The sequence below is a fragment of the Streptomyces sp. NPDC127097 genome, assembly GCF_042724075.1.
Classification (GTDB): Bacteria; Actinomycetota; Actinomycetes; order Streptomycetales; family Streptomycetaceae; genus Streptomyces.
The window spans coordinates 1-25190 of the sequence record NZ_JBHXFI010000050.1 but is presented as its reverse complement, the minus strand read 5'-3'; the positions used below and the strand labels follow the sequence as shown (position 1 = coordinate 25190).

Below are 25190 nucleotides of genomic sequence, written 5' to 3'. Positions count from 1 at the left end.
CCTTGGAACGACCAACCGGGGATGCCCCAATCGATGGGCATCCCCGGTCAGTTGAACCAACGAACTCAGATGAGCTCGGTGACGGTGCCGCCGGCAGCGGCGATCTTCTCCTTGGCGGAGCCGGAAACGGCGTCAACCGAAACCTGAAGCGCCACGGAGATCTCGCCCTGGCCCAGGACCTTGACGAGCTCGTTCTTGCGCACCGCGCCCTTGGCGACCAGATCGGCCACCGTGACCTCGCCACCCTGCGGGTAGAGCTCGGCCAGCTTGGCCAGGTTCACGACCTGGAACTGCTTGTGAGCGGGGTTCTTGAAGCCCTTCAGCTTCGGGAGGCGCATGTGGAGGGGCATCTGCCCACCCTCGAAGCGCTCCGGAACCTGGTAACGGGCCTTCGTGCCCTTGGTACCACGACCAGCGGTCTTACCCTTGGACGCCTCACCACGACCGACACGGGTCTTGGCGGTCTTGGCGCCCGGGGCGGGCCGGAGGTTGTGGACCTTCAGCGGGTTGGTCTCCGCCATGTCAGTCGACCTCCTCAACCGTCACGAGGTGGCGGACGGTGTGCACCATGCCGCGGAACTCGGGACGGTCCTCCTTGACAACCACGTCGTTGAGCCGCTTGAGGCCCAGCGACCGGAGGGTGTCGCGGTGGTTCTGCTTGCTACCGATGAAAGACTTCGTCTGCGTGATCTTGAGGTGCGCCATTACGCGGTCACCCCTGCACGCGCCCGCAGCAGAGCGGCGGGAGCAACGTCCTCCAGCGGCAGGCCACGACGGGCCGCGATCTCCTCGGGGCGCTGAAGGCCCTGAAGCGCGGTCACCGTGGCGTGCACGATGTTGATCGGGTTCGACGAACCGAGCGACTTGCTCAGCACGTCGTGGATGCCCGCGCACTCCAGAACGGCACGCACGGGGCCACCCGCGATCACACCGGTACCGGGGGAAGCCGGCTTGAGCAGGACGACGCCCGCAGCCTTCTCGCCCTGGATGGGGTGAGGGATGGTGCCCTGGATACGGGGGACCTTGAAGAAGTTCTTCTTGGCCTCTTCCACGCCCTTGGCGATGGCAGCCGGAACTTCCTTGGCCTTGCCGTAACCGACACCTACGGTGCCGTCACCGTCGCCCACCACGACCAGCGCGGTGAAGCTGAAGCGACGGCCACCCTTGACAACCTTGGCGACACGGTTGATCGCGACAACGCGCTCAACGTATGCGGTCTTCTCGGCGGCAGCGCCACCGTCGCGACCCTTCCGGTCCCGCCGCTCGCCGCCACCGGCACCGCTCCCGCGGCGCTGGGGTCCAGCCATTGGATTTACCTCTCTCTGTTACGTCCGCTAGCTCCGGAACCGGGGCTTAGAACTTCAGCCCGGCTTCGCGGGCGGCGTCGGCCAGAGCGGCAATCCGCCCGGCGTACTGCTTGCCACCACGGTCGAACACGACGGCCTCGACACCGGCGGCCTTGGCACGCTCGGCGACCAGGGAGCCGACCTTCTTGGCCTGAGCGCTCTTGTCGCCCTCGCCACCGCGAATCGACGCGTCCAGGGTCGACGCGGAGGCCAGCGTGTGGCCCGCGATGTCGTCGATGACCTGCGCGGTGATGCCACGGTTGGTCCGCGTCACCACCAGACGCGGACGCTCCGGCGTACCCGAAATCCGCTTACGGATGCGGATGTGGCGACGCTTAGCGGCGGCGCGCTTGTAGGCGTCACCCTTAGCGATCTTCACACCGTATGCCATGGCTTACTTACCAGCCTTTCCGACCTTGCGGCGGATGACCTCGCCGGCGTACTTGACGCCCTTGGCCTTGTACGGGTCAGGCTTGCGCAGCTTGCGGATGTTCGCCGCCACCTCGCCGACCTTCTGCTTGTCGATGCCCTCGACGCTGAGCTTGGTGGGCGACTCGACCTTGAAGGAGATCCCCTCGGGGGCCTCGACCAGGATCGGGTGGCTGTAGCCCAGGGAGAACTCCAGGTTGGAGCCCTTGGCCTGGACGCGGTAGCCGACACCGCTGATCTCGAGAGCCTTGCTGTAGCCCTGGGTCACGCCGGTGATCATGTTCGCCACCAGCGTGCGGGACAGGCCGTGCAGGGCCTTGTTCTGACGCTCGTCGTTCGGGCGGACAACGTTGATCACGCCGTCCTCACCCTTGGCGACCTCGATGGGTGCCGCGACGGTGTGCGAGAGGGAACCCTTGGGGCCCTTCACCGCGACCGTCCGGCCCTCGATGGTGACGTCCACACCAGCGGGAACCTGGATGGGCAGCTTGCCAATGCGCGACATTAGCTATTCCTCCGTTCCCTGGTTACCAGACGTAGGCGAGGACTTCCCCACCCACGCCCTTCTTGCTGGCCTGCTGACCGGTCAGGAGACCGTGGGACGTGGAGATGATCGCCACGCCCAGGCCGCCGAGGACCTTCGGCAGGTTGGTGGACTTTGCGTAGACCCGGAGGCCCGGCTTCGAGATCCGCTTGATGCCGGCGATCGAGCGCTCGCGGTTCGGGCCGAACTTCAGCTCGAGGACGAGGTTCTTGCCAACCTCGGCGTCCTCGACGCGCCAGCCGGTGATGTAACCCTCCTGCTGGAGGATCTCCGCGATGTGCGACTTGATCTTGCTGTGCGGCATCACGACGGTGTCGTGGTACGCCGAGTTCGCGTTCCGCAGACGGGTCAGCATGTCTGCGATGGGATCAGTCATGGTCATGAATTGGCCTTCGGCCTCTCTCGCCGGGGTTTCCTATGTGCGCCATCCCTCTCCCCGATCAGAGTCGGGACGGGTGCGGCGCGGGGACCTACGGCGTAGTAAGCGACGTTATGCGGGCTCGGCCCGCGGTCGGTCTCGGGCGGCGGGGCGCCCAAACCCTTCTACCCTACGGGAAAAAGGGGGTGGGTGCGCCCGCCGGCCGATTGCTTACCGAGAGCCCCGGTCATCCCTACCCAAAATTCCTGCCGCCTGCCAAGGCGCCCTTGAGGGGCGGTGGTTGGGCGACGGGTGGGCGGGATTACCAGGAGCTCTTGGTCACGCCCGGCAGCTCGCCACGGTGAGCCATCTCACGAAGGCACACGCGGCACAGGCCGAACTTGCGGTAAACGGAGTGCGGACGGCCGCAGCGCTGGCAGCGGGTGTACGCGCGCACACCGAACTTCGGCTTGCGAGCAGCCTTGGCAATCAGAGCCTTCTTCGCCATCTCGCTCACGCCTCCTTGAACGGGAAGCCGAGGTGACGAAGGAGAGCGCGGCCCTCATCGTCGTTGGTCGCCGTGGTGACCACGGTGATGTCCATACCCCGGGTACGGTCGATCTTGTCCTGGTCGATCTCGTGGAACATGACCTGCTCGGTGAGACCGAAGGTGTAGTTGCCCCGACCGTCGAACTGCTTCGGGGACAGACCACGGAAGTCGCGGATGCGCGGCAGCGCGAGCGACAGCAGGCGGTCCAGGAACTCCCACATGCGGTCACCGCGGAGGGTGACGTGGGCACCGATCGGCTGGCCCTCACGCAGCTTGAACTGCGCGATGGACTTACGGGCCTTGGTGACGGCCGGCTTCTGGCCGGTGATCGTGGTGAGGTCGCGGATGGCGCCCTCGATCAGCTTGGAGTCGCGGGCGGCGTCGCCCACACCCATGTTGACCACGATCTTGGTCAGACCGGGGATCTGCATGACGTTCTCGTAGGAGAACTCGTCCTTCAGCTTCCCGGCGATCTCTTCGCGGTAGCGCGTCTTCAGACGCGGCGCGTTGGTGGTGGCAGTCATCAGATGTCCTCACCGGTCCGCTTGGCAACGCGGATCTTGTTGCCCTCGTCGTCGAAGCGGTATCCGACGCGGGTAACGACCTTGTTGCCATCCTTCTCCACGACCAGCTGAACGTTGCTGACGTGGATGGGGGCCTCGGTCGTCACGATGCCGCCGGTCTTCGACCCACGAGCGGTCTGTCCGGCCTTGGTGTGCTTCTTGACCCGGTTGACACCCTCGACCAGGACGCGGTCCTCGCGGGGGAAGGCCTGGATGACCTTGCCCTGCTTGCCCTTGTCCTTACCGGTGATGACCTGGACCAGGTCGCCCTTCTTGATCTTCATCGGTTACAGCACCTCCGGCGCGAGCGAGATGATCTTCATGAACTTCTTCTCGCGCAGCTCCCGGCCCACGGGGCCGAAGATGCGGGTGCCGCGGGGGTCGCCATCGTTCTTGAGGATGACGGCCGCGTTCTCGTCGAAGCGGATGTACGAGCCGTCCGGACGGCGGCGCTCCTTGACGGTGCGAACGATGACCGCCTTGACGACGTCACCCTTCTTCACGTTGCCACCGGGGATCGCATCCTTCACGGTGGCGACGATGACGTCACCGATGCCCGCGTAGCGGCGACCGGAACCACCGAGAACACGGATGCAAAGGATCTCCTTCGCACCAGTGTTGTCGGCGACCCGCAGTCGCGACTCCTGCTGGATCACGTCTATCTCCTGTGTGTCTGCCGGTTCCCGGCGAGAAGCGCGAGTGCTTCGCGCTTCTCGCCGAGCCTGGCGGAACTGTTCCTAGGGGGTCCCCCTAGGAGGGATTACTTGGCCTTCTCGAGGATCTCGACGATGCGCCAGCGCTTGGTGGCGGACAGCGGCCGGGTCTCCATCAGGAGGACGCGGTCGCCGACGCCGGCAGCGTTCTGCTCGTCGTGCGCCTTGAGCTTGTTGGTACGGCGGATGACCTTGCCGTACAGCGCGTGCTTGACGCGGTCCTCGACAGCGACGACGACGGTCTTGTCCATCTTGTCGCTGACGACGAGACCCTCACGGGTCTTGCGGAAACCGCGCTCGTTCGTCTCAGTCACATTCTTCTCGCTCATCAGGCGCTCTCCACCGTCTCGATGCCCAGCTCGCGCTCACGCATCAGGGTGTAGATCCGGGCGATGTCCTTACGGACGGACTTGAGCCGACCGTGGTTCTCGAGCTGTCCGGTCGCCGCCTGGAAGCGGAGGTTGAACAGCTCCTCCTTGGCCTCACGCAGCTTGGCAACGAGGTCCTCGTTGTTCAGCTCGCGCAGCTCGGTCGCCTTGGTACCGGCCGCCATCACGACTCACCTGCCTCGCGCCGCACGATGCGGCACTTCATCGGAAGCTTGTGGGCGGCGCGGGTCAGCGCCTCCTTGGCAACCTTTTCGTTCGGGAAGGACAGCTCGAACATCACCCGACCGGGCTTGACGTTCGCGACCCACCACTCCGGAGAACCCTTACCGGAACCCATGCGGGTTTCGGCCGGCTTCTTCGTGAGCGGGCGGTCCGGGTAAATGTTGATCCAGACCTTGCCGCCACGCTTGATGTGACGGGTCATCGCGATACGAGCGGACTCGATCTGACGGTTCGTCACGTAAGCCGGGGTGACGGCCTGAATGCCGTACTCACCGAAGGCCAGCTCGGTGCCACCCTTGGCCATACCACTGCGCTTCGGGTGGTGCTGCTTGCGGTGCTTGACCCTGCGAGGGATCAGCATGTCGGTCAGGCCTCCGTTCCGGGGGTCTCCGCCGGAGCAGCGGCAGCGGCCTCGGCCTTGGGGGCCTCGGCAGCGGCGGTCTGCTGCTGCGGCTTGCGGCCACCGCGGCCGCCACGCTCGCCACCGCGGCGCGGGCGGTCGTTGCCGCCACCGCGGGCCGGGCGGTTACCCGCACGGGCGGCAGCGTTCTCGGCACGCACCTCGGCGATGTTCTTGACGTCGCCCTTGTAGATCCAGACCTTCACGCCGATGCGGCCGAAGGTGGTCTTGGCCTCGAAGAAGCCGTAGTCGACGTTCGCACGGAGCGTGTGCAGGGGCACACGGCCCTCGCGGTAGAACTCCGAGCGGGACATCTCGGCGCCGCCGAGACGGCCACCACACTGGATCTTGATGCCCTTAGCGCCGGCCTTCATCGTCGACTGCATGCTCTTACGCATGGCGCGACGGAAGGAGACGCGGGACGAGAGCTGCTCGGCGACGGCCTGGGCGACCAGCTGAGCATCGGTCTCGGGGTTCTTGACCTCGAGGATGTTCAGCTGGACCTGCTTGCCGGTCAGCTTCTCCAGCTCGCCGCGGATGCGGTCGGCCTCGGCGCCGCGGCGGCCGATGACGATGCCCGGACGAGCGGTGTGGATGTCAACGCGGACGCGCTCACGGGTGCGCTCGATCTCCACCTTGGAGATACCGGCGCGCTCCATGCCCTTCGTCATCATGCGACGAATGGCGACGTCTTCCTTGACGTAGTCCTTGTACAGCTTGTCGGCGTACCACCGGGACTTGAAGTCCGTCGTGACGCCGAGCCGGAACCCGTGCGGGTTTACCTTCTGGCCCATTACCGGGTTCCTTCCTTGCTGCTGACGACCACGGTGATGTGGCTGGTCCGCTTGCGGATCCGGTAGGCACGGCCCTGAGCACGCGGACGGAACCGCTTCAGGGTCGGACCCTCGTCGACGTACGCCTCGCTGATGACCAGCGAAGAGGCGTCCGTGTGGTCGTAGTTGTGTGCAGCGTTGGCAATGGCGCTGTCCAGCACCTTGCCAACCGGCACGCTCGCGGCCTGCGGGGCGAAACGCAGGACCGCCTGAGCCTCCGTGGCATCCATGCCACGGATAAGGTCCACCACGCGGCGGGCCTTCATGGGCGTGACGCGGATGTACCGCGCCTGGGCCCTGGCTTCCATGGTTGTCCCTTCGGTGTCAGTCATAGTCTTCGCACTCCGCCGATCAACGACGCCGCGACTTGCGGTCGTCCTTCTCGTGGCCGCGGAAGGTGCGGGTCGGCGCAAACTCGCCGAGCTTGTGGCCGACCATCGACTCGGTGACGAACACCGGGACGTGCTTGCGGCCGTCGTGCACCGCGATCGTGTGGCCGAGCATGGCCGGGACGATCATGGAGCGGCGGGACCAGGTCTTGATGACGTTCTTGGTGCCGGCATCGTTCTGAACATCCACCTTCTTGGAAAGGTGGTCGTCGACGAAGGGCCCCTTCTTGAGACTGCGCGGCATCTAAACCCGCTCCTAGCGCTTCTTGTTCGTCTTGCGGCGGCGGACGATGTACTTGTTGCTGGCCTTCTTCGGCGAGCGAGTACGACCCTCCTTCTGACCCCACGGCGAGACCGGGTGGCGACCACCGGAGGTCTTGCCCTCACCACCACCGTGCGGGTGGTCGACGGGGTTCATCACGACACCACGCACGGTCGGGCGGACGCCCTTCCAGCGCATGCGGCCGGCCTTGCCCCAGTTGATGTTCGACTGCTCGGCGTTGCCGACCTCGCCAACGGTGGCGCGGCAGCGGACGTCGACCAGGCGGATCTCACCGGAGGGCATACGAAGGTGAGCCATGCGGCCCTCCTTCGCCAGCAGCTGCACGGAGGCACCGGCCGAACGGGCGAACTTCGCACCGCCGCCCGGACGCAGCTCGATCGCGTGGATCGTCGTACCCACGGGGATGTGACGCAGCGGCAGGTTGTTGCCCGGCTTGATGTCGGCGCCAGGGCCGTTCTCAATCCGAGCACCCTGGGCCAGGCCACGGGGCGCGATGATGTAGCGCTTCTCGCCGTCTGCGTAGTGCAGCAGCGCGATGCGCGCGGTGCGGTTCGGGTCGTACTCGATGTGCGCGACCTTGGCCGGCACGCCGTCCTTGTCGTGACGACGGAAGTCGATCACTCGGTAGGCGCGCTTGTGGCCACCGCCCTGGTGGCGAACGGTCACACGACCGGCGTTGTTACGGCCGCCCTTGCTGTGCAGCGGGCGGACCAGCGACTTCTCCGGCGTGGACCGCGTGATCTCGACAAAGTCGGCGACGCTGGAGCCACGACGGCCCGGGGTCGTCGGCTTGTACTTGCGGATACCCATTTCTCAGTCCTCGTCCGATTCCGGACGACTCGGACTCCGTTAGGAGACCGGGCCGCCGAAGATGTCGATACGGTCGCCCTCGGCGAGGGTCACGATGGCGCGCTTGGTGTTCGCACGCTTGCCGTAACCGGTGCGGGTGCGCTTGCGCTTGCCCTGCCGGTTGATCGTGTTGACCCCGGTGACCTTGACCGAGAAGACCGCCTCGACGGCCTGCTTGATCTGGGTCTTGTTCGCGCCGGGCGCGACGATGAACGTGTACTTGTTCTCGTCCAGCAGCGCGTAGCTCTTCTCGGAAACCACGGGCTTGACGAGAACGTCGCGCGGGTCCGTGAAGGTCTTGCTGGTGACGACGGCCTCAGTCATCAGGCGTCGCTCCCTTCGGTCTCAGCGGCCTTGGGGCCAGACACGAAGGACTCGAAGGCGGCCTTGGTGAAGACCACGTCGTCGGAGACGAGCACGTCGTACGTGTTCAGCTGGCCCGGCTCCAGGATGTGAACCTGGGGCAGGTTGCGGGCGGACAGCCACGCGGCCTCGTCGCTGCGCTCGGCGACCAGGAGCACGTTCTTGCGCTCGCTGACCTTGCCGAGGAGAGTCTTGGCGGCCTTGGTGGAGATGTCGCCCTCGACCACGCCGGCAACGACGTGGATACGGCTGTTACGGGCCCGGTCGGTGAGGGCACCGCGCAGGGCGGCGACCTTCATCTTCTTCGGGGTCCGCTGGCTGTAGTCACGCGGCACGGGGCCGTGGACGATGCCACCGCCGGCGAACTGCGGCGCACGGGTCGAACCCTGACGCGCCCGGCCGGTGCCCTTCTGGCGGTACGGCTTCTTGCCACCGCCGCGGACCTCGCCGCGAGTCTTGGTCTTGTGCGTGCCCTGACGGGCCGCGGCCAGCTGTGCGACAACGACCTGGTGGATCAGCGGAACGCTGACCTTGGCGTCGAAGATCTCCGTGGGGAGCTCGACGGTACCGGCCTTGTCGCCTGCCGGCGAAAGGATGTCAATGGTGCTCATCGGTTACCTCAGGCCCCCTTGGCCGCGGTACGGACCAGGACGAGGCCGCCGTTCGGACCAGGAACTGCGCCCTTGATGAGCAGCAGACCCTTCTCCGCGTCAACGGCGTGGACGGTCAGGTTCTGGGTGGTGACCCGCTCATTGCCCATACGGCCGGCCATCCGCATGCCCTTGAACACGCGGCCCGGGGTGGCGCAGCCACCGATGGAGCCCGGCTTACGGTGCACACGGTGGGCACCGTGGGACGCCTTGCCGCCATGGAAGCCGTGACGCTTCATGACGCCGGCGAAGCCCTTGCCCTTGCTCTTGCCGGTCACGTCCACCTTGACGCCGGACTCGAAGGTCTCAGCGGTCACTTCCTGGCCGAGGGTGTACTCACCGGCATCGGTGGTACGGACCTCGACGAGGTGACGACGGGGGGTGACGTCGGCCTTCGCGAAGTGGCCCTTGAGGGGCTTGTTCACCTTGCGCGGGTCGATCTCGCCGAAGGCGATCTGGACGGAGTCGTAACCGTCCTGGTCATTGGTGCGCACCTGGGTAACGACACAGGGGCCGGCCTTCACCACGGTCACCGGGACGACACGGTTGTTCTCGTCCCAGACCTGGGTCATGCCGAGCTTCTCGCCCAGGATGCCCTTGATCTGCTTAGCCATCTCTTCCGCGCCTCTCAGAGCTTGATCTCGATGTCAACGCCGGCCGGAAGGTCCAGGCGCATCAGCGAGTCAACGGTCTTGGGCGTCGGGTCGAGGATGTCGATCAGGCGCTTGTGCGTGCGCATCTCGAAGTGCTCGCGCGAGTCCTTGTACTTGTGCGGCGACTTGATGACGCAGTACACGTTCTTTTCAGTGGGCAGCGGCACCGGGCCCGCGACCGACGCACCAGTACGGGTCACCGTCTCGACGATCTTCTTCGCCGACGTGTCGATGACCTCGTGGTCGTAGGCCTTGAGCCGGATGCGGATCTTCTGTCCCGCCATGGCTACTTCGTAGTCCTGTCTCTCGTAACGCTCTGGGACCCGGTACGTTCCCGTTCTTCTCCGACCCACGCGGTCGGGCGTGTCGCACCCCTTCTCGTAAATCCCCACAGGGAGGATCCTTCAAGAAGGAGAAGGCAGGGGAAGAACACCCACCGGGCGCCTGGCCGAGGCACCCCGCTGACGCTTCCCGGAAGATTCCCGTATTTCCGGCCCTGAAAAGGGACGACGAATACCTGGGACTCGCTTCCAGTCCTCCCGGCGGGAGGCGCGCAGCATCGGCACTCAACCGAGCAACCTGGACAGTGTGCCATACCCGGGACGCCTAAGGCCAATCGGACCCCAACTGTCAAGGAGCCCCGCCCACCTGATGGTGAGCGGGGCTCCTCGTGAGCTCCGGGGAGCTACGACCGGATCATCCGGATCAGCGAAATTACTTCGTGATCTTGGTGACCTGGCCGGCGCCGACGGTCCGGCCACCCTCACGGATGGCGAACTTCAGGCCCTCCTCCATGGCGACCGGCTGGATCAGCTGGACCGACATCTCGGTGTTGTCGCCCGGCATGACCATCTCGGTGCCCTCGGGGAGGGTCACAACACCGGTCACGTCAGTCGTACGGAAGTAGAACTGCGGACGGTAGTTGTTGAAGAACGGCGTGTGGCGGCCACCCTCGTCCTTGGAGAGGATGTAAGCCTGCGCCTCGAACTCGGTGTGCGGGGTGACCGAGCCCGGCTTGATGATGACCTGGCCGCGCTCGACGTCCTCGCGCTTGATGCCACGGAGGAGCAGACCGACGTTCTCACCGGCCTGGCCCTCGTCGAGGAGCTTGCGGAACATCTCGATGCCGGTGACCGTGGTGGTGGTCTTCTCGGTCTTGATGCCGATGATGTCGACGGTCTCGTTGACCTTGAGGACACCACGCTCGATACGACCGGTGACAACGGTGCCACGGCCGGTGATCGTGAAGACGTCCTCGATCGGCATCAGGAACGGCTTGTCGACGTCACGCTCGGGCTGCGGGATCGCCTCGTCGACGGCGTTCATGAGCTTGAGGACGGAGTCGCCCCACTCCTTGTCGCCCTCGAGCGCCTTGAGCGCCGAGACCTTGACGACCGGAACGTCGTCGCCGGGGAACTCGTACTCGGAGAGGAGCTCACGGACCTCGAGCTCGACGAGCTCCAGGATCTCCTCGTCGTCCACCATGTCGGCCTTGTTCAGGGCGACAACGATGTACGGAACGCCGACCTGGCGGGCCAGGAGCACGTGCTCCTTGGTCTGCGGCATCGGGCCGTCGGTGGCGGCGACCACGAGGATGGCGCCGTCCATCTGCGCCGCACCCGTGATCATGTTCTTGATGTAGTCCGCGTGACCGGGGCAGTCGACGTGGGCGTAGTGACGGTTCTCCGTCTGGTACTCGACGTGCGCGATGGAGATCGTGATACCGCGCTGACGCTCCTCAGGAGCCTTGTCGATCTGGTCGAAGGCCGAGGCCTCGTTCAGGTCCGGGTACGCGTCGTGCAGCACCTTGGTAATGGCGGCCGTGAGGGTCGTCTTACCGTGGTCAATGTGACCGATGGTGCCGATGTTGACGTGCGGCTTAGTCCGCTCGAACTTCGCCTTCGCCACTGGTTCCTCCTGAAGTGGTTCTGTACGCCTTACTCATCGGCGCCAGGTGATCTTTGCTGGGATGCCGGCTGCCGGGGCATTCCTCACGGATTGCGGGGATTACCCCGGCAGACGGTGTCAAGCCTAAAGCGTGTTCCGGCTCTCGGGAGACGGACCTATTCGCCCTTGGCCTTCGCGATGATCTCCTCGGCGACGTTCCGGGGAACCTCGGCGTAGGAGTCGAACTGCATCGAGTAGCTTGCGCGACCCGACGTCTTGCTGCGGAGGTCTCCGACGTAGCCGAACATCTCCGACAGGGGGACCAGGCCCGTGACGAGCTTGGCACCGCTGCGCTCTTCCATGGACTGAATCTGACCACGGCGGGAGTTGATGTCGCCGATCACGTCGCCCATGTAGTCCTCGGGCGTGGTGACCTCGACCTTCATCATCGGCTCGAGCAGGGCCGGGGAAGCCTTGCGCGCGGCCTCCTTGAAGGCCATCGAACCGGCGATCTTGAAGGCCATTTCCGACGAGTCGACCTCGTGGAACGCACCGTCGAGCAGGGTGACCTTAACGCCCGTCAGCGGGTAGCCGGCGAGAACACCGAACTCCATGGCCTCCTGGCAGCCCGCGTCCACGGACGGGATGTACTCCCGCGGGATACGGCCACCGGTGACCTTGTTCTCGAACTCGTACCCGTCGCCCTCGAGCGGCGCGATCGCGATCTGCACCTTGGCGAACTGACCGGAACCACCGGTCTGCTTCTTGTGCGTGTAGTCGAGACGCTCGACGGCCTTGCGCAGGGTCTCGCGGTAGGCGACCTGCGGCTTGCCGACGTTGGCCTCGACCCGGAACTCACGCTTCATACGGTCGACCAGCACGTCGAGGTGCAGCTCGCCCATACCCGCGATGATGGTCTGGCCGGTCTCCTCGTCGGTGTGCACCTGGAACGAGGGGTCCTCTTCGGCGAGACGCTGGATGGCGACACCCAGCTTCTCCTGGTCGCCCTTGGACTTGGGCTCAATGGCGACCTGGATGACCGGGGCCGGGAACTCCATCGACTCCAGGATGACCTGGTTCGAGGCGTCGCAGAGGGTCTCACCGGTGGTGGTCTGCTTCAGACCCATGACGGCGACGATGTCACCGGCACCCACCGACTCGATCTCCTCACGCTTGTTCGCGTGCATCCGGTAGATCTTGCCGATGCGCTCCTTCTTGCCCTTCACCGAGTTCTGCACCTGCGAGCCGGCCTCAAGGCGGCCCGAGTACACCCGGATGAAGGTGAGCTTGCCCAGGTGGGGGTCGCTCGCAATCTTGAACGCAAGAGCGGACAGCGGCTCGTCCTCGGACGGCTTGCGCTTGATGACCTCTTCCGGGTCGTTGACCGCGTGGCCCTCAATGGCCTCGACGTCCAACGGGGAGGGGAGGTAGCGCACGACCGCGTCGAGCAGCGGCTGGACACCCTTGTTCTTGAAGGCGGTACCGCAGAACACCGGGGTAACGGTGGTGTTCTCGGCCTTGCCCGAAGCGATGGTGATCCGGCGGATCGCCGCGTAGAGCTGCTCCACGGTGGGCTCCTGGCCCTCCAGGTACAGCTCCATGATCTCTTCATCGTTCTCGGCAACGGCCTCGAGCAGCTTGCCGCGCCACTCGTCGGCAGCCTCGATGTGGGTGTCCGGGATGTCGACGGTGTCGTACATCTCGCCCTTGGCGGCCTCGGCCGACCAGACCAGGGCCTTCATGGTGACGAGGTCGACGACACCCTTGAAGTCCGCCTCGGTGCCGATCGGCAGCTGCATCACGATCGGGGTCGCGCCCAGGCGGTCCACGATCATGTCGACGCAGCGGTGGAACTCGGCACCCGTGCGGTCGAGCTTGTTGACGAAGCAGATACGCGGCACGCCGTAGCGGTCCGCCTGACGCCAAACGGTCTCGGACTGCGGCTCGACACCGGCAACGCCGTCGAACACCGTCACCGCACCGTCCAGGACGCGCAGCGAGCGCTCCACCTCGACCGTGAAGTCGACGTGGCCCGGGGTGTCGATGATGTTGATGGTGTTGTCGACGTCTTCCAGCGGCCAGTGGCAGGTCGTCGCGGCAGACGTGATCGTGATGCCGCGCTCCTGCTCCTGCTCCATCCAGTCCATCGTGGCAGCGCCGTCGTGGACCTCACCGATCTTGTACGAAACACCGGTGTAGAACAGGATCCGCTCGGTGGTGGTCGTCTTGCCCGCGTCGATGTGGGCCATGATCCCGATATTGCGGACCTTGGCCAGGTCAAGCGAAGTGGTAGCCATAGTGGCTCAATCTTCTCTCGGTCTCGATGTGGGTTGCGACTACCAGCGGTAGTGCGCGAAGGCCTTGTTGGACTCGGCCATCTTGTGCGTGTCCTCACGCTTCTTGACCGAAGCGCCGAGGCCGTTGGAGGCGTCCAGCAGTTCGTTCATGAGGCGCTCGGTCATGGTCTTCTCGCGGCGGGCGCGGGAGTAGCCCACGAGCCAGCGGAGCGAGAGGGTGGCGGCACGGCCGGGCTTGACCTCGACCGGAACCTGGTAGGTCGCGCCACCGACGCGGCGGGACTTGACCTCAAGGGTCGGCTTGATGTTCTCGAGCGCGCGCTTGAGCGTGATGACCGGGTCGTTACCGGTCTTCTCGCGCAGACCCTCCATGGCGCCGTAAACGATGCGCTCGGCGGTGGAGCGCTTTCCGTTCAGCAGCACCTTGTTGATGAGGGACGTCACCAGAGGAGAGCCGTAGACCGGGTCGATGATGACCGGGCGCTTCGGGGCGGGGCCCTTACGAGGCATTCTTACTTCTCCTTCTTGGCGCCGTAGCGGCTGCGAGCCTGCTTGCGGTTCTTGACGCCCTGCGTGTCGAGGGAGCCGCGGATGATCTTGTACCGAACACCCGGCAGGTCCTTCACACGGCCGCCACGCACGAGCACGATCGAGTGCTCCTGGAGGTTGTGGCCCTCACCCGGAATGTAAGCGGTGACCTCGATCCCGCTGGTCAGACGCACACGCGCGACCTTACGCAGGGCCGAGTTCGGCTTCTTCGGGGTGGTCGTGAAAACACGCGTGCAGACGCCACGGCGCTGGGGCGAACCCTCGAGCGCGGGCGTCTTGTTCTTCTCGACCTTGTCCTGCCGGCCCTTGCGGACCAGCTGCTGGATCGTAGGCACCGTTTCTCCGGTTTCTGTGTGCCAGTCTCGGTAAAGCTAACCTGGAACATTCCCCGACCCACGCGGTCGGGTGTGTCGAATACTGCACGGTCCCTCGCTGGAACGAGTGAGACGGCAGATTGCGGTGTCAAAACCCGGCTTCCGTGCTGGTGGCCCTCCGGACGGAGCCCTCCGCGGCCTTACGGCCCGGCAGGTACTCCAGTGGGAGATTGCGCGCACGGCAGCCCAGGGACACCCCAGGCACAAGGTCAGAGCGTACCTACCGCATGGGCTGCGGTCAAAACAAATGCACACGCGAAGGACACGCCGGACTCCTCACGGCGTTGCGGTCACCGTAGTGGGATCCACGGCCGTACGGAAGAAGGCACCACGCACCCGCGCCGGCCCTCCCCCGGCGACACCGGGAGCCCCCGGACGACCGCCGGCCGGTCCCTAGAGGCCGACCGCGGCGGTCAGGATGAACACCAGAAGGAACAGCGCCCAGCCACCGATCGCCAGCCAGCCCAGAATCAGACCGGTGAGGGCCTGGCCGTCACCGCGCTCCCCGGACCGGCGGATCTCGGCCCGCGCCTTGTGCCCCAGGATCACCGCCGGAATCGCGGTCAGACCCCACGTCACCGGCGTCATGATCCCGCAGACCAGCGCGCCCGTCGCCGAGCTGTTCGTCGTCACCGGCACCGGCATCTGCATCGGCATGAACGTCGCCGGCACCATCGGCCGCTGCGGCACGAACTGCGCCTGCGGCACCGGGCCCTGCGGCAGATCCGCGACCAGCATCTGTAGCTCGGCGTGCGTCTGCGCCTTGTAGGCCCGGGCGATCCGCTGCTCGTACTCCGGCTGCTGAAGCCGCCCCTCGGCGAATCCCGCCTTGAGCACATCGACCGTCCGCTCACGATCGGCGTGCGAGGCACGCATGGCAGGCACCTGATTCGACGGCTGAGCCGGCTGACCGCCCTGCCACGGCTGGAATGCCACTTCGCGAACCTCCCCCCGCTCGACAGTTCTCCCCATCTTGTCATCACAGACGCAGCAATGGGAGGACGAGTTCCCCCACGCGGCCTCCGGACCGTCAGGTTGGCCCGGAACACGTCCCGTACCCACGCCGCAGGGCGGCCACCCCGTAAGGAATGGCCGCCCTGTCGCTGTCGTACGGACCAGGATTACTGGTTGTACGGACCGTAGTCGTAGTCCTCCAGCGGGACCGCCTGGCCGGAGCCGGTGCCGAAGGGCGAGTAGTCGATGTCGTCGTAACCGACGGCCGAGTACATCGCGGCCTTGGCCTCTTCGGTGGGCTCGACCCGGATGTTGCGGTAGCGGGACAGGCCCGTACCGGCCGGGATGAGCTTACCGATGATGACGTTCTCCTTGAGGCCGATGAGCGAGTCGGACTTGGCGTTGATCGCCGCGTCCGTCAGCACTCGGGTCGTCTCCTGGAAGGAGGCGGCCGACAGCCAGGATTCCGTCGCCAGCGAAGCCTTGGTGATACCCATCAGCTGCGGACGGCCGGAGGCCGGGTGGCCGCCTTCCGCCACGACACGACGGTTCTCGCCCTCGAACTTCGTGCGCTCCACCAGCTCGCCCGGCAGCAGCTCCGCGTCGCCGGACTCGATGATCGTCACACGGCGCAGCATCTGCCGGATGATGATCTCGATGTGCTTGTCGTGGATCGCCACGCCCTGGCTGTTGTAGACCTTCTGGACCTCGCCGACCAGGTGGACCTGGACGGCACGCTGGCCGAGGATCCGCAGCACGTCGTGCGGGTTGACGGCACCCACGGTCAGCGGCTGGCCGACCGTGACGTGGTCGCCCTCGCCCACCAGGAGACGGGCACGCTTGGAGACGCCGTACGCCGTCTCGTCGCTGCCGTCGTCCGGGGTGACGATGACCTTCTTGGTCTTCTCGGTCTCCTCGATCCGGACGCGGCCGGCCGCCTCCGAGATCGGGGCGACACCCTTGGGCGTACGGGCCTCGAAGAGCTCGACGACACGCGGCAGACCCAGAGTGATGTCGTCACCGGCCACACCACCGGTGTGGAAGGTACGCATCGTCAGCTGGGTGCCGGGCTCACCGATGGACTGGGCGGCGATGATGCCGACCGCCTCACCGATGTCGACCAGCTTGCCGGTGGCCAGCGAACGGCCGTAGCAGAAGGCACAGGTGCCGACCGCGGACTCACAGGTCAGGACCGAGCGGGTCTTGACCTCCTCGACGCCCGCGTTGACCAGCGCGTCGATGAGCACGTCACCGAGGTCCACGTTGGCCGGCGCGACGACCTTGCCGTCGACGACGACGTCCTCGGCCAGCATCCGTGCGTAGACGCTGGACTCGACGTCGTCCGCCTTGCGCAGGACACCGGCGGCGTCCTTCGAGGCGATCCGCAGCTTGAGGCCGCGCTCGGTGCCGCAGTCCTCCTCGCGAATGATGACGTCCTGGGAGACGTCGACCAGACGACGGGTGAGGTAACCGGAGTCGGCGGTACGAAGGGCGGTGTCCGCCAGACCCTTACGGGCACCGTGCGTGGAGATGAAGTACTCCAGCACGGACAGACCCTCGCGGAACGACGCCTTGATCGGACGCGGGATGGTCTCGTTCTTCGCGTTCGACACCAGACCACGCATACCGGCGATCTGCCGCATCTGCATCATGTTTCCTCGGGCACCCGAGTCAACCATCATGAAGATGGGGTTCGTCTTGGGGAAGTTCTCGTTCATCGCCTCGGCGACCTCGTTGGTCGCCTTGGTCCAGATGTTGATCAGTTCCTGAGTGCGCTCGTCCTTGGTGATCAGACCGCGCTCGTACTGCTTCTGGACCTTCTCGTCCTGGGCCTCGTAGCCCGCGACGATGGCCTTCTTGGCCTCCGGGACGACGATGTCCGAGACGGCGACGGTGACGCCGGAACGGGTCGCCCAGTGGAAACCGGCCGCCTTCAGGTTGTCGAGCGTCGCCGCCACGATGACCTTGGGGTAGCGCTCGGCCAGGTCGTTGACGATCGCGGAGAGCTGCTTCTTGCCCACCGAGTAGTCGACGAACGGGTAGTCCTCGGGCAGCAGCTCGTTGAAGAGCGCACGGCCCAGGGTCGTCCGCAGCCGGAAGCTGTCACCCTGCTGCCACTCGGGCTCACCCTCCTCCGGAACCGGCGGGGTCCAGCCGCGGGGCGGAACCGTACCGATCGGGAAGCGGATGTCGACCTTCGCCTGGAGCGAGAGCTCCTTGGCGTCGAACGCCATGATCGCCTCGGCGGCCGAGCCGAACGCGCGGCCCTCACCGATGACCTTGCGCTCCGCTTCATCCGTGGTGAGGAAGAAGAGGCCGAGCACCATGTCCTGGGTCGGCATGGTGACCGGACGGCCGTCGGCCGGCTTGAGGATGTTGTTCGAGGACAGCATCAGGATGCGGGCCTCGGCCTGGGCCTCCGCGGACAGCGGGAGGTGGACGGCCATCTGGTCACCGTCGAAGTCCGCGTTGAACGCGGTGCAGACGAGCGGGTGAATCTGAATGGCCTTGCCCTCGACCAGCTGCGGCTCGAATGCCTGGATGCCCAGACGGTGCAGCGTGGGCGCACGGTTCAGCAGCACCGGGTGCTCGGCGATGACCTCTTCGAGCACGTCGTAGACGACCGTGCGGCCGCGCTCGACCATGCGCTTGGCCGACTTGATGTTCTGCGCGTGGTTGAGGTCCACCAGGCGCTTCATCACGAACGGCTTGAAGAGCTCCAGCGCCATGGCCTTGGGCAGACCGCACTGGTGCAGCTTGAGCTGCGGGCCGACGACGATGACGGAACGCGCCGAGTAGTCGACTCGCTTACCGAGCAGGTTCTGACGGAAGCGGCCCTGCTTACCCTTCAGCATGTCGCTGAGGGACTTCAGCGGACGGTTACCGGGACCGGTGACCGGGCGACCGCGGCGGCCGTTGTCGAACAGCGCGTCGACGGCCTCCTGGAGCATCCGCTTCTCGTTGTTCACGATGATCTCGGGCGCACCGAGGTCGAGAAGCCGCTTCAGACGGTTGTTGCGGTTGATCACACGGCGGTACAGGTCGTTCAGGTCGGAGGTCGCGAAGCGGCCACCGTCCAGCTGCACCATCGGACGCAGGTCCGGCGGGATCACCGGGATGCAGTCCAGCACCATGCCCTTGGGGCTGTTGCGGGTCTGGAGGAAGGCGGAGACGACCTTGAGGCGCTTGAGCGCACGGGTCTTCTTCTGGCCCTTGCCGGTACGGATGATCTCGCGGAGGCGCTCGGCCTCCTCGTCGAGGTCGAAGGTCTCCAGGCGCTTCTGAAGGGCAGCAGCACCCATGGAGCCGTCGAAGTACGTGCCGAAGCGGTCCCGCAGCTCGCGGTAGAGCAGCTCGTCGCCCTCCAGGTCCTGGACCTTGAGGTTCTTGAAGCGGTTCCAGACCTCGTCGAGACGGTCGATCTCGCGCTGCGCACGGTCACGCAGCTGCTTCATCTCACGCTCGGCACCCTCGCGCACCTTGCGGCGCACATCCGCCTTGGCGCCCTCGGCCTCCAGCTCGGCCAGGTCGGTCTCGAGCTTCTTGGCGCGGGCCTCCAGGTCGGAGTCGCGGCGCTGCTCGATCTGCTGACGCTCGACGGAGACGTGCGCCTCCAGCGAGGGCAGGTCGCGCGTGCGGCGCTCCTCGTCCACCCACGTGATCATGTAGGCGGCGAAGTAGATGACCTTCTCGAGGTCCTTGGGCGCGAGGTCCAGCAGGTAGCCCAGCCGGCTCGGCACGCCCTTGAAGTACCAGATGTGGGTCACGGGAGCGGCCAGCTCGATGTGGCCCATCCGCTCACGGCGCACCTTGGCGCGAGTGACCTCGACGCCGCAGCGCTCGCAGATGATGCCCTTGAAGCGGACGCGCTTGTACTTACCGCAGTAGCACTCCCAGTCCCGGGTCGGACCGAAGATCTTCTCGCAGAAGAGTCCGTCCTTTTCGGGCTTGAGGGTGCGGTAGTTGATGGTCTCGGGCTTCTTGACCTCGCCGTGGCTCCACTGACGGATGTCGTCAGCGGTGGCCAGACCGATCCGGAGCTCATCGAAGAAGTTGACGTCGAGCACTATGCGTCAATCCCTCTCAGGGTTGTAAGTCTTGGGGTCTGAAACGGGGGTCCTGGGGCCGGCCGGGGGAGCCATCGCTGACTCCCCGGCCGGACTCCCGTCAGACCTCTTCGACGCTGCTCGGCTCGCGCCGGGACAGGTCGATGCCGAGCTCCTCCGCTGCGCGGAAGACGTCCTCGTCGGTGTCGCGCATCTCGATGGACATGCCGTCCGAGGACAGCACCTCCACGTTGAGGCACAGGGACTGCATTTCCTTGATGAGCACCTTGAAGGACTCGGGAATGCCGGGCTCGGGGATGTTCTCGCCCTTGACGATGGCCTCGTAGACCTTCACGCGGCCGGTCACGTCGTCGGACTTGATCGTCAGCAGCTCCTGGAGGGCGTATGCGGCGCCGTATGCCTCCAGCGCCCACACCTCCATCTCACCGAACCGCTGGCCACCGAACTGAGCCTTACCACCCAGCGGCTGCTGGGTGATCATCGAGTACGGACCGGTCGAACGCGCGTGGAGCTTGTCGTCGACCAGGTGGTGCAGCTTGAGGATGTACATGTACCCGACCGAGATCGGGTCCGGGAACGGCTCACCGGAGCGGCCGTCGAACAGCTGGGCCTTGCCGGAGCTCTTGACCATCCGCTCGCCGTCGCGGTTGGGGAGCGTCGAGTCGAAGAGACCCGCCAGCTCGTCCTCGCGCGCACCGTCGAAGACCGGGGTCGCGACGTTGGTGCGGGGAGCGACGTCGTCGGCGCCGATCGCCTGGAGACGCTGCTGCCAGTCCTCGGCTCCTTCGACCTTCCAGCCCTGGCTGGCGAGCCAGCCGAGGTGGATCTCCAGGACCTGTCCCGGGTTCATTCGGGACGGGACACCCAGCGGGTTGAGGATGATGTCGACCGGGGTGCCGTCCTCCAGGAACGGCATGTCCTCGACCGGCAGGATCTTCGAGATGACGCCCTTGTTGCCGTGACGGCCGGCGAGCTTGTCACCGTCGGTGATCTTGCGCTTCTGCGCCACGTAGACGCGGACCAGCTGGTTCACGCCCGGGGGCAGCTCGTCGCCCTCTTCGCGGTCGAAGACGCGGACGCCGATGACCTTGCCGATCTCACCGTGCGGCACCTTCAGCGAGGTGTCGCGCACCTCGCGCGCCTTCTCACCGAAGATCGCGCGGAGCAGGCGCTCCTCGGGGGTCAGCTCGGTCTCACCCTTGGGCGTGACCTTGCCGACGAGGATGTCGCCGGCGACGACCTCGGCACCGATACGGATGATGCCGCGCTCGTCGAGGTCGGAGAGGACCTCCTCGGAGACGTTCGGGATGTCCCGGGTGATCTCCTCGGGGCCCAGCTTGGTGTCACGGGCGTCGACCTCGTGCTCCTCGATGTGGATCGAGGAGAGGACGTCGTCCTGCACGAGGCGCTGCGACAGGATGATCGCGTCCTCGTAGTTGTGACCCTCCCACGGCATGAACGCCACGAGCAGGTTCTTGCCGAGCGCCATCTCGCCTTCGTCCGTGGACGGACCGTCGGCGAGGACCTGGCCCTCGATGACCCGCGCGCCCTCGTCCACGACGACCTTCTGGTTGAAGGAGGTGCCCTGGTTGGAGCGGGTGAACTTGGCGACGCGGTACGTGGTGTACGTGCCGTCGTCGTTGGCGACGGTGATGTAGTCCGCGGAGACCTCCTGGACCACACCGTCCTTCTCGGCCTTGATGACGTCACCGGCGTCGACCGCGCAGCGGTACTCCATGCCGGTGCCGACCAGCGGCGACTCCGCCTTGATCAGCGGCACGGCCTGGCGCATCATGTTCGATCCCATGAGCGCGCGGTTGGCGTCGTCGTGCTCGAGGAACGGAATCATGGCGGTCGCGGCCGACACCATCTGGCGCGGCGAGACGTCCATGAAGTCGACCTCGTCGGCGGGGACCAGGTCGACCTCGCCGCCACGACGGCGGACCAGGACACGCTGCTCGGAGAACCGCATGTCCTCGGAGAGCTTCGCGTTGGCCTGGGCGATCAGGAAGCGGTCCTCCTCATCAGCGGTGAGGTAGTCCACCTCCTCCGTGACCTGGCCGTCGACGACCTTGCGGTACGGCGTCTCGATGAAGCCGAAGACGTTGACCCGGCCGTAGGAGGCCAGCGAGCCGATCAGACCAATGTTGGGACCTTCAGGGGTCTCAATCGGGCACATGCGGCCGTAGTGCGAGGGGTGCACGTCACGGACGTCCAGACCGGCCCGCTCACGGGAGAGACCACCCGGGCCCAGCGCCGACAGACGGCGCTTGTGGGTCAGACCCGACAGCGGGTTGGTCTGGTCCATGAACTGGGACAGCTGGCTGGTGCCGAAGAACTCCTTGATGGAGGCGACGACCGGCCGGATGTTGATCAGGGTCTGCGGCGTGATCGCCTCGACGTCCTGGGTCGTCATGCGCTCACGCACGACGCGCTCCATACGAGCCAGACCCGTGCGGACCTGGTTCTGGATGAGCTCGCCGACGTTGCGCAGACGACGGTTGCCGAAGTGGTCGATGTCGTCGGTCTCGACAACGATGGAGTTGCCGTTCTCGCCGATCGTCTCGGTCTCGCCGGCGTGCAGCTTGACCAGGTACTTGATCGTCGCGATGACGTCATCGGTGGTCAGCACACCGGCGTCGAGCGGCTCGTCGCCACCGAGCTTCTTGTTGACCTTGTAGCGGCCGACCTTCGCGAGGTCGTAGCGCTTGGGGTTGAAGTACAGGTTCTCCAGCAGCGTCTGCGCGGCCTCGCGGGTCGGCGGCTCGCCCGGACGCAGCTTGCGGTAGATGTCGAGCAGCGCGTCGTCCTGGCCCTGGGTGTGGTCCTTCTCCAGGGTGGCGCGCATCGACTCGTACTCGCCGAACTCCTCGAGGATCTGCTCGGTGGTCCACCCGAGCGCCTTGAGCAGGACGGTGACGGACTGCTTGCGCTTACGGTCGATGCGCACACCGACCATGTCGCGCTTGTCGATCTCCATCTCCAGCCAGGCACCCCGGGACGGGATGATCTTGGCGGAGAAGATGTCCTTGTCGGACGTCTTGTCGATGGAGCTGTCGAAGTACACGCCCGGCGAGCGCACCAGCTGCGAGACGACGACACGCTCGGTGCCGTTGATGCAGAAGGTGCCCTTGTTCGTCATGAGCGGGAAGTCGCCCATGAAGACCGTCTGGGACTTGATCTCGCCGGTCTCGTTGTTGGTGAACTCGGCGGTGACGAAGAGCGGAGCCGCGTACGTGAAGTCGCGCTCCTTGCACTCGTCGATGGAGTTCTTCGGGGGCTCGAAGCGGTGGTCGCGGAACGTCAGCGACATCGACCCGGAGAAGTCCTCGATCGGGGAGATCTCTTCGAAGATCTCCTCAAGACCGGACTTGGTGGGGACTTCCTGCCCACTCTCCAGCGCAGCCTCGACGCGACCCTTCCATGCGGCATTGCCGAGCAGCCAGTCGAAGCTTTCGGTCTGCAGCGCAAGGAGGTTCGGAACCCCGAGGGGCTCCTTGATCTTCGCAAAAGAGATGCGCAGCGGGGCGGTGCTGTCGCCGTTGTTCGTATTGGCAGTCGAGGCGTTGCGCGAGGCGGCCAAGAGGGGGTCCTTCCGAGGGCTCGGACTCACTACGCGCGTACCGGTCCCGAATCGAGCAGACTGAGGAAAAGCCCAGTTCAGGGCGGTTCATTCAGGTTTGCTCAGGCTCGGGTATGCCCCTGGTGACGGGCAGGGAGCAGCTAACAGGCAGCGCAAAGGGTCAGTGTAGCCACTTGGCACACTGATGTCCAGAGCGAGTTTCCGGAGACCGGTTCAGCACCGTGATACCGATCTTCTCCCTCCGGGAGGTCATGCCCTCCGCACCGGAGGAAGCCCTCGTTTGTTCTTCTCAATGCCATGCGCCTGCCGAAAGCCCTGCGCCAGTGGCGCACACCGATGCTTCCCTCTTCGTCCGCGATCCATGCCTCGAACCCTGGATCGCTTCTGCGTCGCGTCCCGAGAATTGCGCGCCGCGTCCGGTTCGTCAAGGCCCCCCACCTCTGGGAGATCGTCACATGGGGGCACGTCCGGGCAACGATGATCACCATACTCGCACGCAGGCGCGAGACAACGCAGCCGTGGCGAGCACGCCGAAGGGCGACCACCCGCATGGGTGATCGCCCTTCGCTGGTGTCCGGCGCGCCAGAGGCGCTGTGGACGTGAGTCAGAGACTCAGTGGGGTCACTTGACCTCGACGGAGGCGCCGGCGCCCTTGAGGGACTCGGCGGCCTTCTCGGCGGCGTCCTTGGCGACCTTCTCGAGGACGGGCTTCGGGGTGCCGTCGACGAGGTCCTTGGCCTCCTTCAGGCCCAGGGAGGTCAGCTCACGCACGACCTTGATGACCTGGATCTTCTTGTCGCCCGCACCGGTGAGGATGACGTCGAACTCGTCCTGCTCCTCGGCCTCGGCGGCGGCCGGGGCACCCGGGGCACCGGCGGCGGCAACGGCGACCGGGGCGGCGGCCTCGACGTCGAACTTCTCCTCGAAGAGCTTCACGAACTCGGAGAGCTCGATGAGGGTCATCTCCTCGAACTGCGCGAGCAGGTCTTCCTGGCTGAGCTTCGCCATGGTGGCGGTCCTTCCACTAATTCGGCTGGTGCCGGATGTACATGTCTGGCGGGCGTACTACGGGCCCGCTGGGCGTCCGAGTGATTACTCGGCAGCCTCGGCGGGAGCCGGCGTACCGGCACCGCCCTGCTCGACCTTGCTGCGAAGCGCGTCCGCGGTGCGGGCGAACTTCGTGAGCGGGGCCTGGAAGGTCGCCGCGGCCTTGGCCATGGACGCCTTCATGCCACCCGCCAGCTTGGCGAGCAGAACCTCACGGGACTCGAGGTCCGCAAGCTTCTTGATCTCGTCGGCGGACAGCGCCTTGCCTTCAAGGACACCGCCCTTGATGACGAGAGAGGGGTTTTCCTTGGCGAAGTCACGCAGACCCTTCGCCGCCGTGACCGGGTCACCGGTCACGAAAGCAACAGCGGTCGAGCCCTTGAGGTGCTCGTCCAGCTGAATCCCGGCCTCCTGGGCCGCGATCTTGGTCAGCGTGTTCTTCACCACACGGTACTGAGCGTTCTCGCCGAGAGAACGACGCAGCTCCTTGAGCTGCGCCACAGTCAGTCCGGTGTAAGAAGTCACAACAGCTGCGTTGGAGTCACGGAGCTTAGAAGTGATCTCCTCAACGGCTGCGATCTTGTCAGACGTCGCCATGAGCCTCGGCCTCCTTCCGGGTGATGAGGACCGCGCAGAAGGGGCTGGGCAAAACAAACGCCCCGGCGCAGGCGCACGGGGCGTACTCGACCAAGGCAGAAATCTGCCCGGGAGTTCATCCATACACACCTGCGCAGGCCGTCCGCAGCTAGCGGATCCTTCGGCCACTGCACACCCGGGATCGGGCGCACAGAGACAACCAGCGGTCTTTGGCTTCCGCATACGGTACGGGAGAGCCCTGCGTCAGGCAAATCGACCGAGAGGGGGCGCAGGGCGCGCTCCCGGCCGCTGGAGCGCGCCC

General features: G+C 65.8%; 30 protein-coding genes. All 30 read right to left on the bottom strand.

Going from position 1 to position 25190, the window contains the following annotated elements; translation table 11 throughout:
- Positions 1–65: 65 nt before the first annotated feature.
- Positions 66–521 (bottom strand): 50S ribosomal protein L15, encoded by a 456-nt coding sequence (gene rplO / locus ACFWJW_RS29275; protein WP_042155880.1) that lies wholly within the window; start codon positions 519–521, stop codon positions 66–68.
- Position 522: 1 nt separating this feature from the next.
- On the bottom strand, positions 523–705 hold the full coding sequence (rpmD, locus tag ACFWJW_RS29270; RefSeq protein WP_030074796.1) for a 50S ribosomal protein L30: 183 nt from the start codon (positions 703–705) through the stop codon (positions 523–525).
- Positions 705–1307 (bottom strand): 30S ribosomal protein S5, encoded by a 603-nt coding sequence (gene rpsE, locus ACFWJW_RS29265; protein WP_006604888.1) that lies wholly within the window; start codon positions 1305–1307, stop codon positions 705–707. Before rpsE ends, rpmD begins: the two co-directional genes overlap by 1 nt.
- Positions 1308–1353: 46 nt before the next feature.
- A complete protein-coding gene (rplR, locus tag ACFWJW_RS29260) occupies positions 1354–1737 on the bottom strand; it encodes a 50S ribosomal protein L18 (protein WP_042155876.1) in 384 nt (127 codons plus the stop codon).
- Positions 1738–1740: 3 nt separating this feature from the next.
- Complete coding sequence (gene rplF / locus ACFWJW_RS29255) at positions 1741–2280, bottom strand: 50S ribosomal protein L6 (RefSeq protein WP_042155875.1); 540 nt, start codon at positions 2278–2280, stop codon at positions 1741–1743.
- Between the two features lie 22 nt (positions 2281–2302).
- Positions 2303–2701, bottom strand: a complete 399-nt coding sequence (rpsH, locus tag ACFWJW_RS29250; protein ID WP_006604885.1) for a 30S ribosomal protein S8 — start codon at positions 2699–2701, stop codon at positions 2303–2305.
- A gap of 298 nt (positions 2702–2999) precedes the next feature.
- Positions 3000–3185, bottom strand: coding sequence for a type Z 30S ribosomal protein S14 (locus tag ACFWJW_RS29245; RefSeq protein ID WP_003956452.1), 186 nt, complete (start codon positions 3183–3185; stop codon positions 3000–3002).
- A gap of 5 nt (positions 3186–3190) precedes the next feature.
- Positions 3191–3751 carry a 50S ribosomal protein L5 gene (gene rplE, locus ACFWJW_RS29240; RefSeq protein WP_016571061.1) on the bottom strand — a complete coding sequence of 187 codons (561 nt, stop codon included), beginning with the start codon at positions 3749–3751 and terminating at the stop codon, positions 3191–3193.
- Entirely contained in the window at positions 3751–4074 is a 324-nt protein-coding gene (gene rplX / locus ACFWJW_RS29235; RefSeq protein WP_030062892.1) for a 50S ribosomal protein L24, read from the bottom strand. Before rplX ends, rplE begins: the two co-directional genes overlap by 1 nt.
- A gap of 3 nt (positions 4075–4077) precedes the next feature.
- Positions 4078–4446, bottom strand: coding sequence for a 50S ribosomal protein L14 (gene rplN / locus ACFWJW_RS29230; protein WP_003998823.1), 369 nt, complete (start codon positions 4444–4446; stop codon positions 4078–4080).
- 104 nt (positions 4447–4550) lie between these two features.
- Positions 4551–4832, bottom strand: a complete 282-nt coding sequence (gene rpsQ / locus ACFWJW_RS29225; RefSeq protein WP_006604882.1) for a 30S ribosomal protein S17 — start codon at positions 4830–4832, stop codon at positions 4551–4553.
- Positions 4832–5056, bottom strand: a complete 225-nt coding sequence (gene rpmC, locus ACFWJW_RS29220; RefSeq protein ID WP_030283449.1) for a 50S ribosomal protein L29 — start codon at positions 5054–5056, stop codon at positions 4832–4834. The genes rpsQ and rpmC overlap by 1 nt, the downstream gene beginning before the upstream one ends.
- A complete protein-coding gene (rplP, locus tag ACFWJW_RS29215) occupies positions 5056–5475 on the bottom strand; it encodes a 50S ribosomal protein L16 (RefSeq protein ID WP_006604880.1) in 420 nt (139 codons plus the stop codon). The genes rpmC and rplP overlap by 1 nt, the downstream gene beginning before the upstream one ends.
- 5 nt (positions 5476–5480) lie before the next feature.
- Positions 5481–6308 carry a 30S ribosomal protein S3 gene (gene rpsC / locus ACFWJW_RS29210; protein WP_018090897.1) on the bottom strand — a complete coding sequence of 276 codons (828 nt, stop codon included), beginning with the start codon at positions 6306–6308 and terminating at the stop codon, positions 5481–5483.
- Complete coding sequence (rplV, locus tag ACFWJW_RS29205) at positions 6308–6655, bottom strand: 50S ribosomal protein L22 (protein ID WP_004571827.1); 348 nt, start codon at positions 6653–6655, stop codon at positions 6308–6310. Before rplV ends, rpsC begins: the two co-directional genes overlap by 1 nt.
- Before the next feature lie 43 nt (positions 6656–6698).
- The gene (gene rpsS, locus ACFWJW_RS29200; RefSeq protein ID WP_018090899.1) at positions 6699–6980 is read right to left on the bottom strand and encodes a 30S ribosomal protein S19; all 282 of its coding nucleotides are present in this window, start codon (positions 6978–6980) and stop codon (positions 6699–6701) included.
- Between the two features lie 12 nt (positions 6981–6992).
- Positions 6993–7829: a 50S ribosomal protein L2 gene (rplB, locus tag ACFWJW_RS29195; protein WP_018090900.1), complete on the bottom strand. Its 837-nt coding sequence runs from the start codon at positions 7827–7829 to the stop codon at positions 6993–6995.
- A 39-nt stretch (positions 7830–7868) separates the two neighbouring features.
- A complete protein-coding gene (rplW, locus tag ACFWJW_RS29190; protein WP_042155860.1) occupies positions 7869–8192 on the bottom strand; it encodes a 50S ribosomal protein L23 in 324 nt (107 codons plus the stop codon).
- Positions 8192–8842: a 50S ribosomal protein L4 gene (rplD, locus tag ACFWJW_RS29185; RefSeq protein WP_042155858.1), complete on the bottom strand. Its 651-nt coding sequence runs from the start codon at positions 8840–8842 to the stop codon at positions 8192–8194. The genes rplW and rplD overlap by 1 nt, the downstream gene beginning before the upstream one ends.
- Before the next feature lie 8 nt (positions 8843–8850).
- Entirely contained in the window at positions 8851–9495 is a 645-nt protein-coding gene (gene rplC / locus ACFWJW_RS29180; protein ID WP_030986140.1) for a 50S ribosomal protein L3, read from the bottom strand.
- Between the two features lie 14 nt (positions 9496–9509).
- Positions 9510–9818, bottom strand: coding sequence for a 30S ribosomal protein S10 (gene rpsJ, locus ACFWJW_RS29175; RefSeq protein WP_004571821.1), 309 nt, complete (start codon positions 9816–9818; stop codon positions 9510–9512).
- A 430-nt stretch (positions 9819–10248) separates the two neighbouring features.
- Complete coding sequence (gene tuf / locus ACFWJW_RS29170) at positions 10249–11442, bottom strand: elongation factor Tu (protein ID WP_387247042.1); 1194 nt, start codon at positions 11440–11442, stop codon at positions 10249–10251.
- 155 nt (positions 11443–11597) lie between these two features.
- A complete protein-coding gene (gene fusA, locus ACFWJW_RS29165; RefSeq protein WP_387247040.1) occupies positions 11598–13718 on the bottom strand; it encodes an elongation factor G in 2121 nt (706 codons plus the stop codon).
- Positions 13719–13757: 39 nt separating this feature from the next.
- Positions 13758–14228, bottom strand: a complete 471-nt coding sequence (gene rpsG, locus ACFWJW_RS29160; RefSeq protein WP_004571813.1) for a 30S ribosomal protein S7 — start codon at positions 14226–14228, stop codon at positions 13758–13760.
- Positions 14229–14230: 2 nt separating this feature from the next.
- A complete protein-coding gene (gene rpsL / locus ACFWJW_RS29155) occupies positions 14231–14602 on the bottom strand; it encodes a 30S ribosomal protein S12 (RefSeq protein ID WP_003948652.1) in 372 nt (123 codons plus the stop codon).
- A 432-nt stretch (positions 14603–15034) separates the two neighbouring features.
- Positions 15035–15517: a DUF1707 and DUF4190 domain-containing protein gene (locus ACFWJW_RS29150; protein WP_387247038.1), complete on the bottom strand. Its 483-nt coding sequence runs from the start codon at positions 15515–15517 to the stop codon at positions 15035–15037.
- Positions 15518–15762: 245 nt separating this feature from the next.
- The gene (locus tag ACFWJW_RS29145; protein WP_387247036.1) at positions 15763–19662 is read right to left on the bottom strand and encodes a DNA-directed RNA polymerase subunit beta'; all 3900 of its coding nucleotides are present in this window, start codon (positions 19660–19662) and stop codon (positions 15763–15765) included.
- Between the two features lie 100 nt (positions 19663–19762).
- Entirely contained in the window at positions 19763–23245 is a 3483-nt protein-coding gene (gene rpoB / locus ACFWJW_RS29140) for a DNA-directed RNA polymerase subunit beta (RefSeq protein WP_387247034.1), read from the bottom strand.
- Between the two features lie 621 nt (positions 23246–23866).
- Positions 23867–24253: a 50S ribosomal protein L7/L12 gene (rplL, locus tag ACFWJW_RS29135; protein WP_018090915.1), complete on the bottom strand. Its 387-nt coding sequence runs from the start codon at positions 24251–24253 to the stop codon at positions 23867–23869.
- Between the two features lie 84 nt (positions 24254–24337).
- Positions 24338–24889 (bottom strand): 50S ribosomal protein L10, encoded by a 552-nt coding sequence (gene rplJ / locus ACFWJW_RS29130; protein WP_042155838.1) that lies wholly within the window; start codon positions 24887–24889, stop codon positions 24338–24340.
- Positions 24890–25190 lie beyond the last annotated feature (301 nt).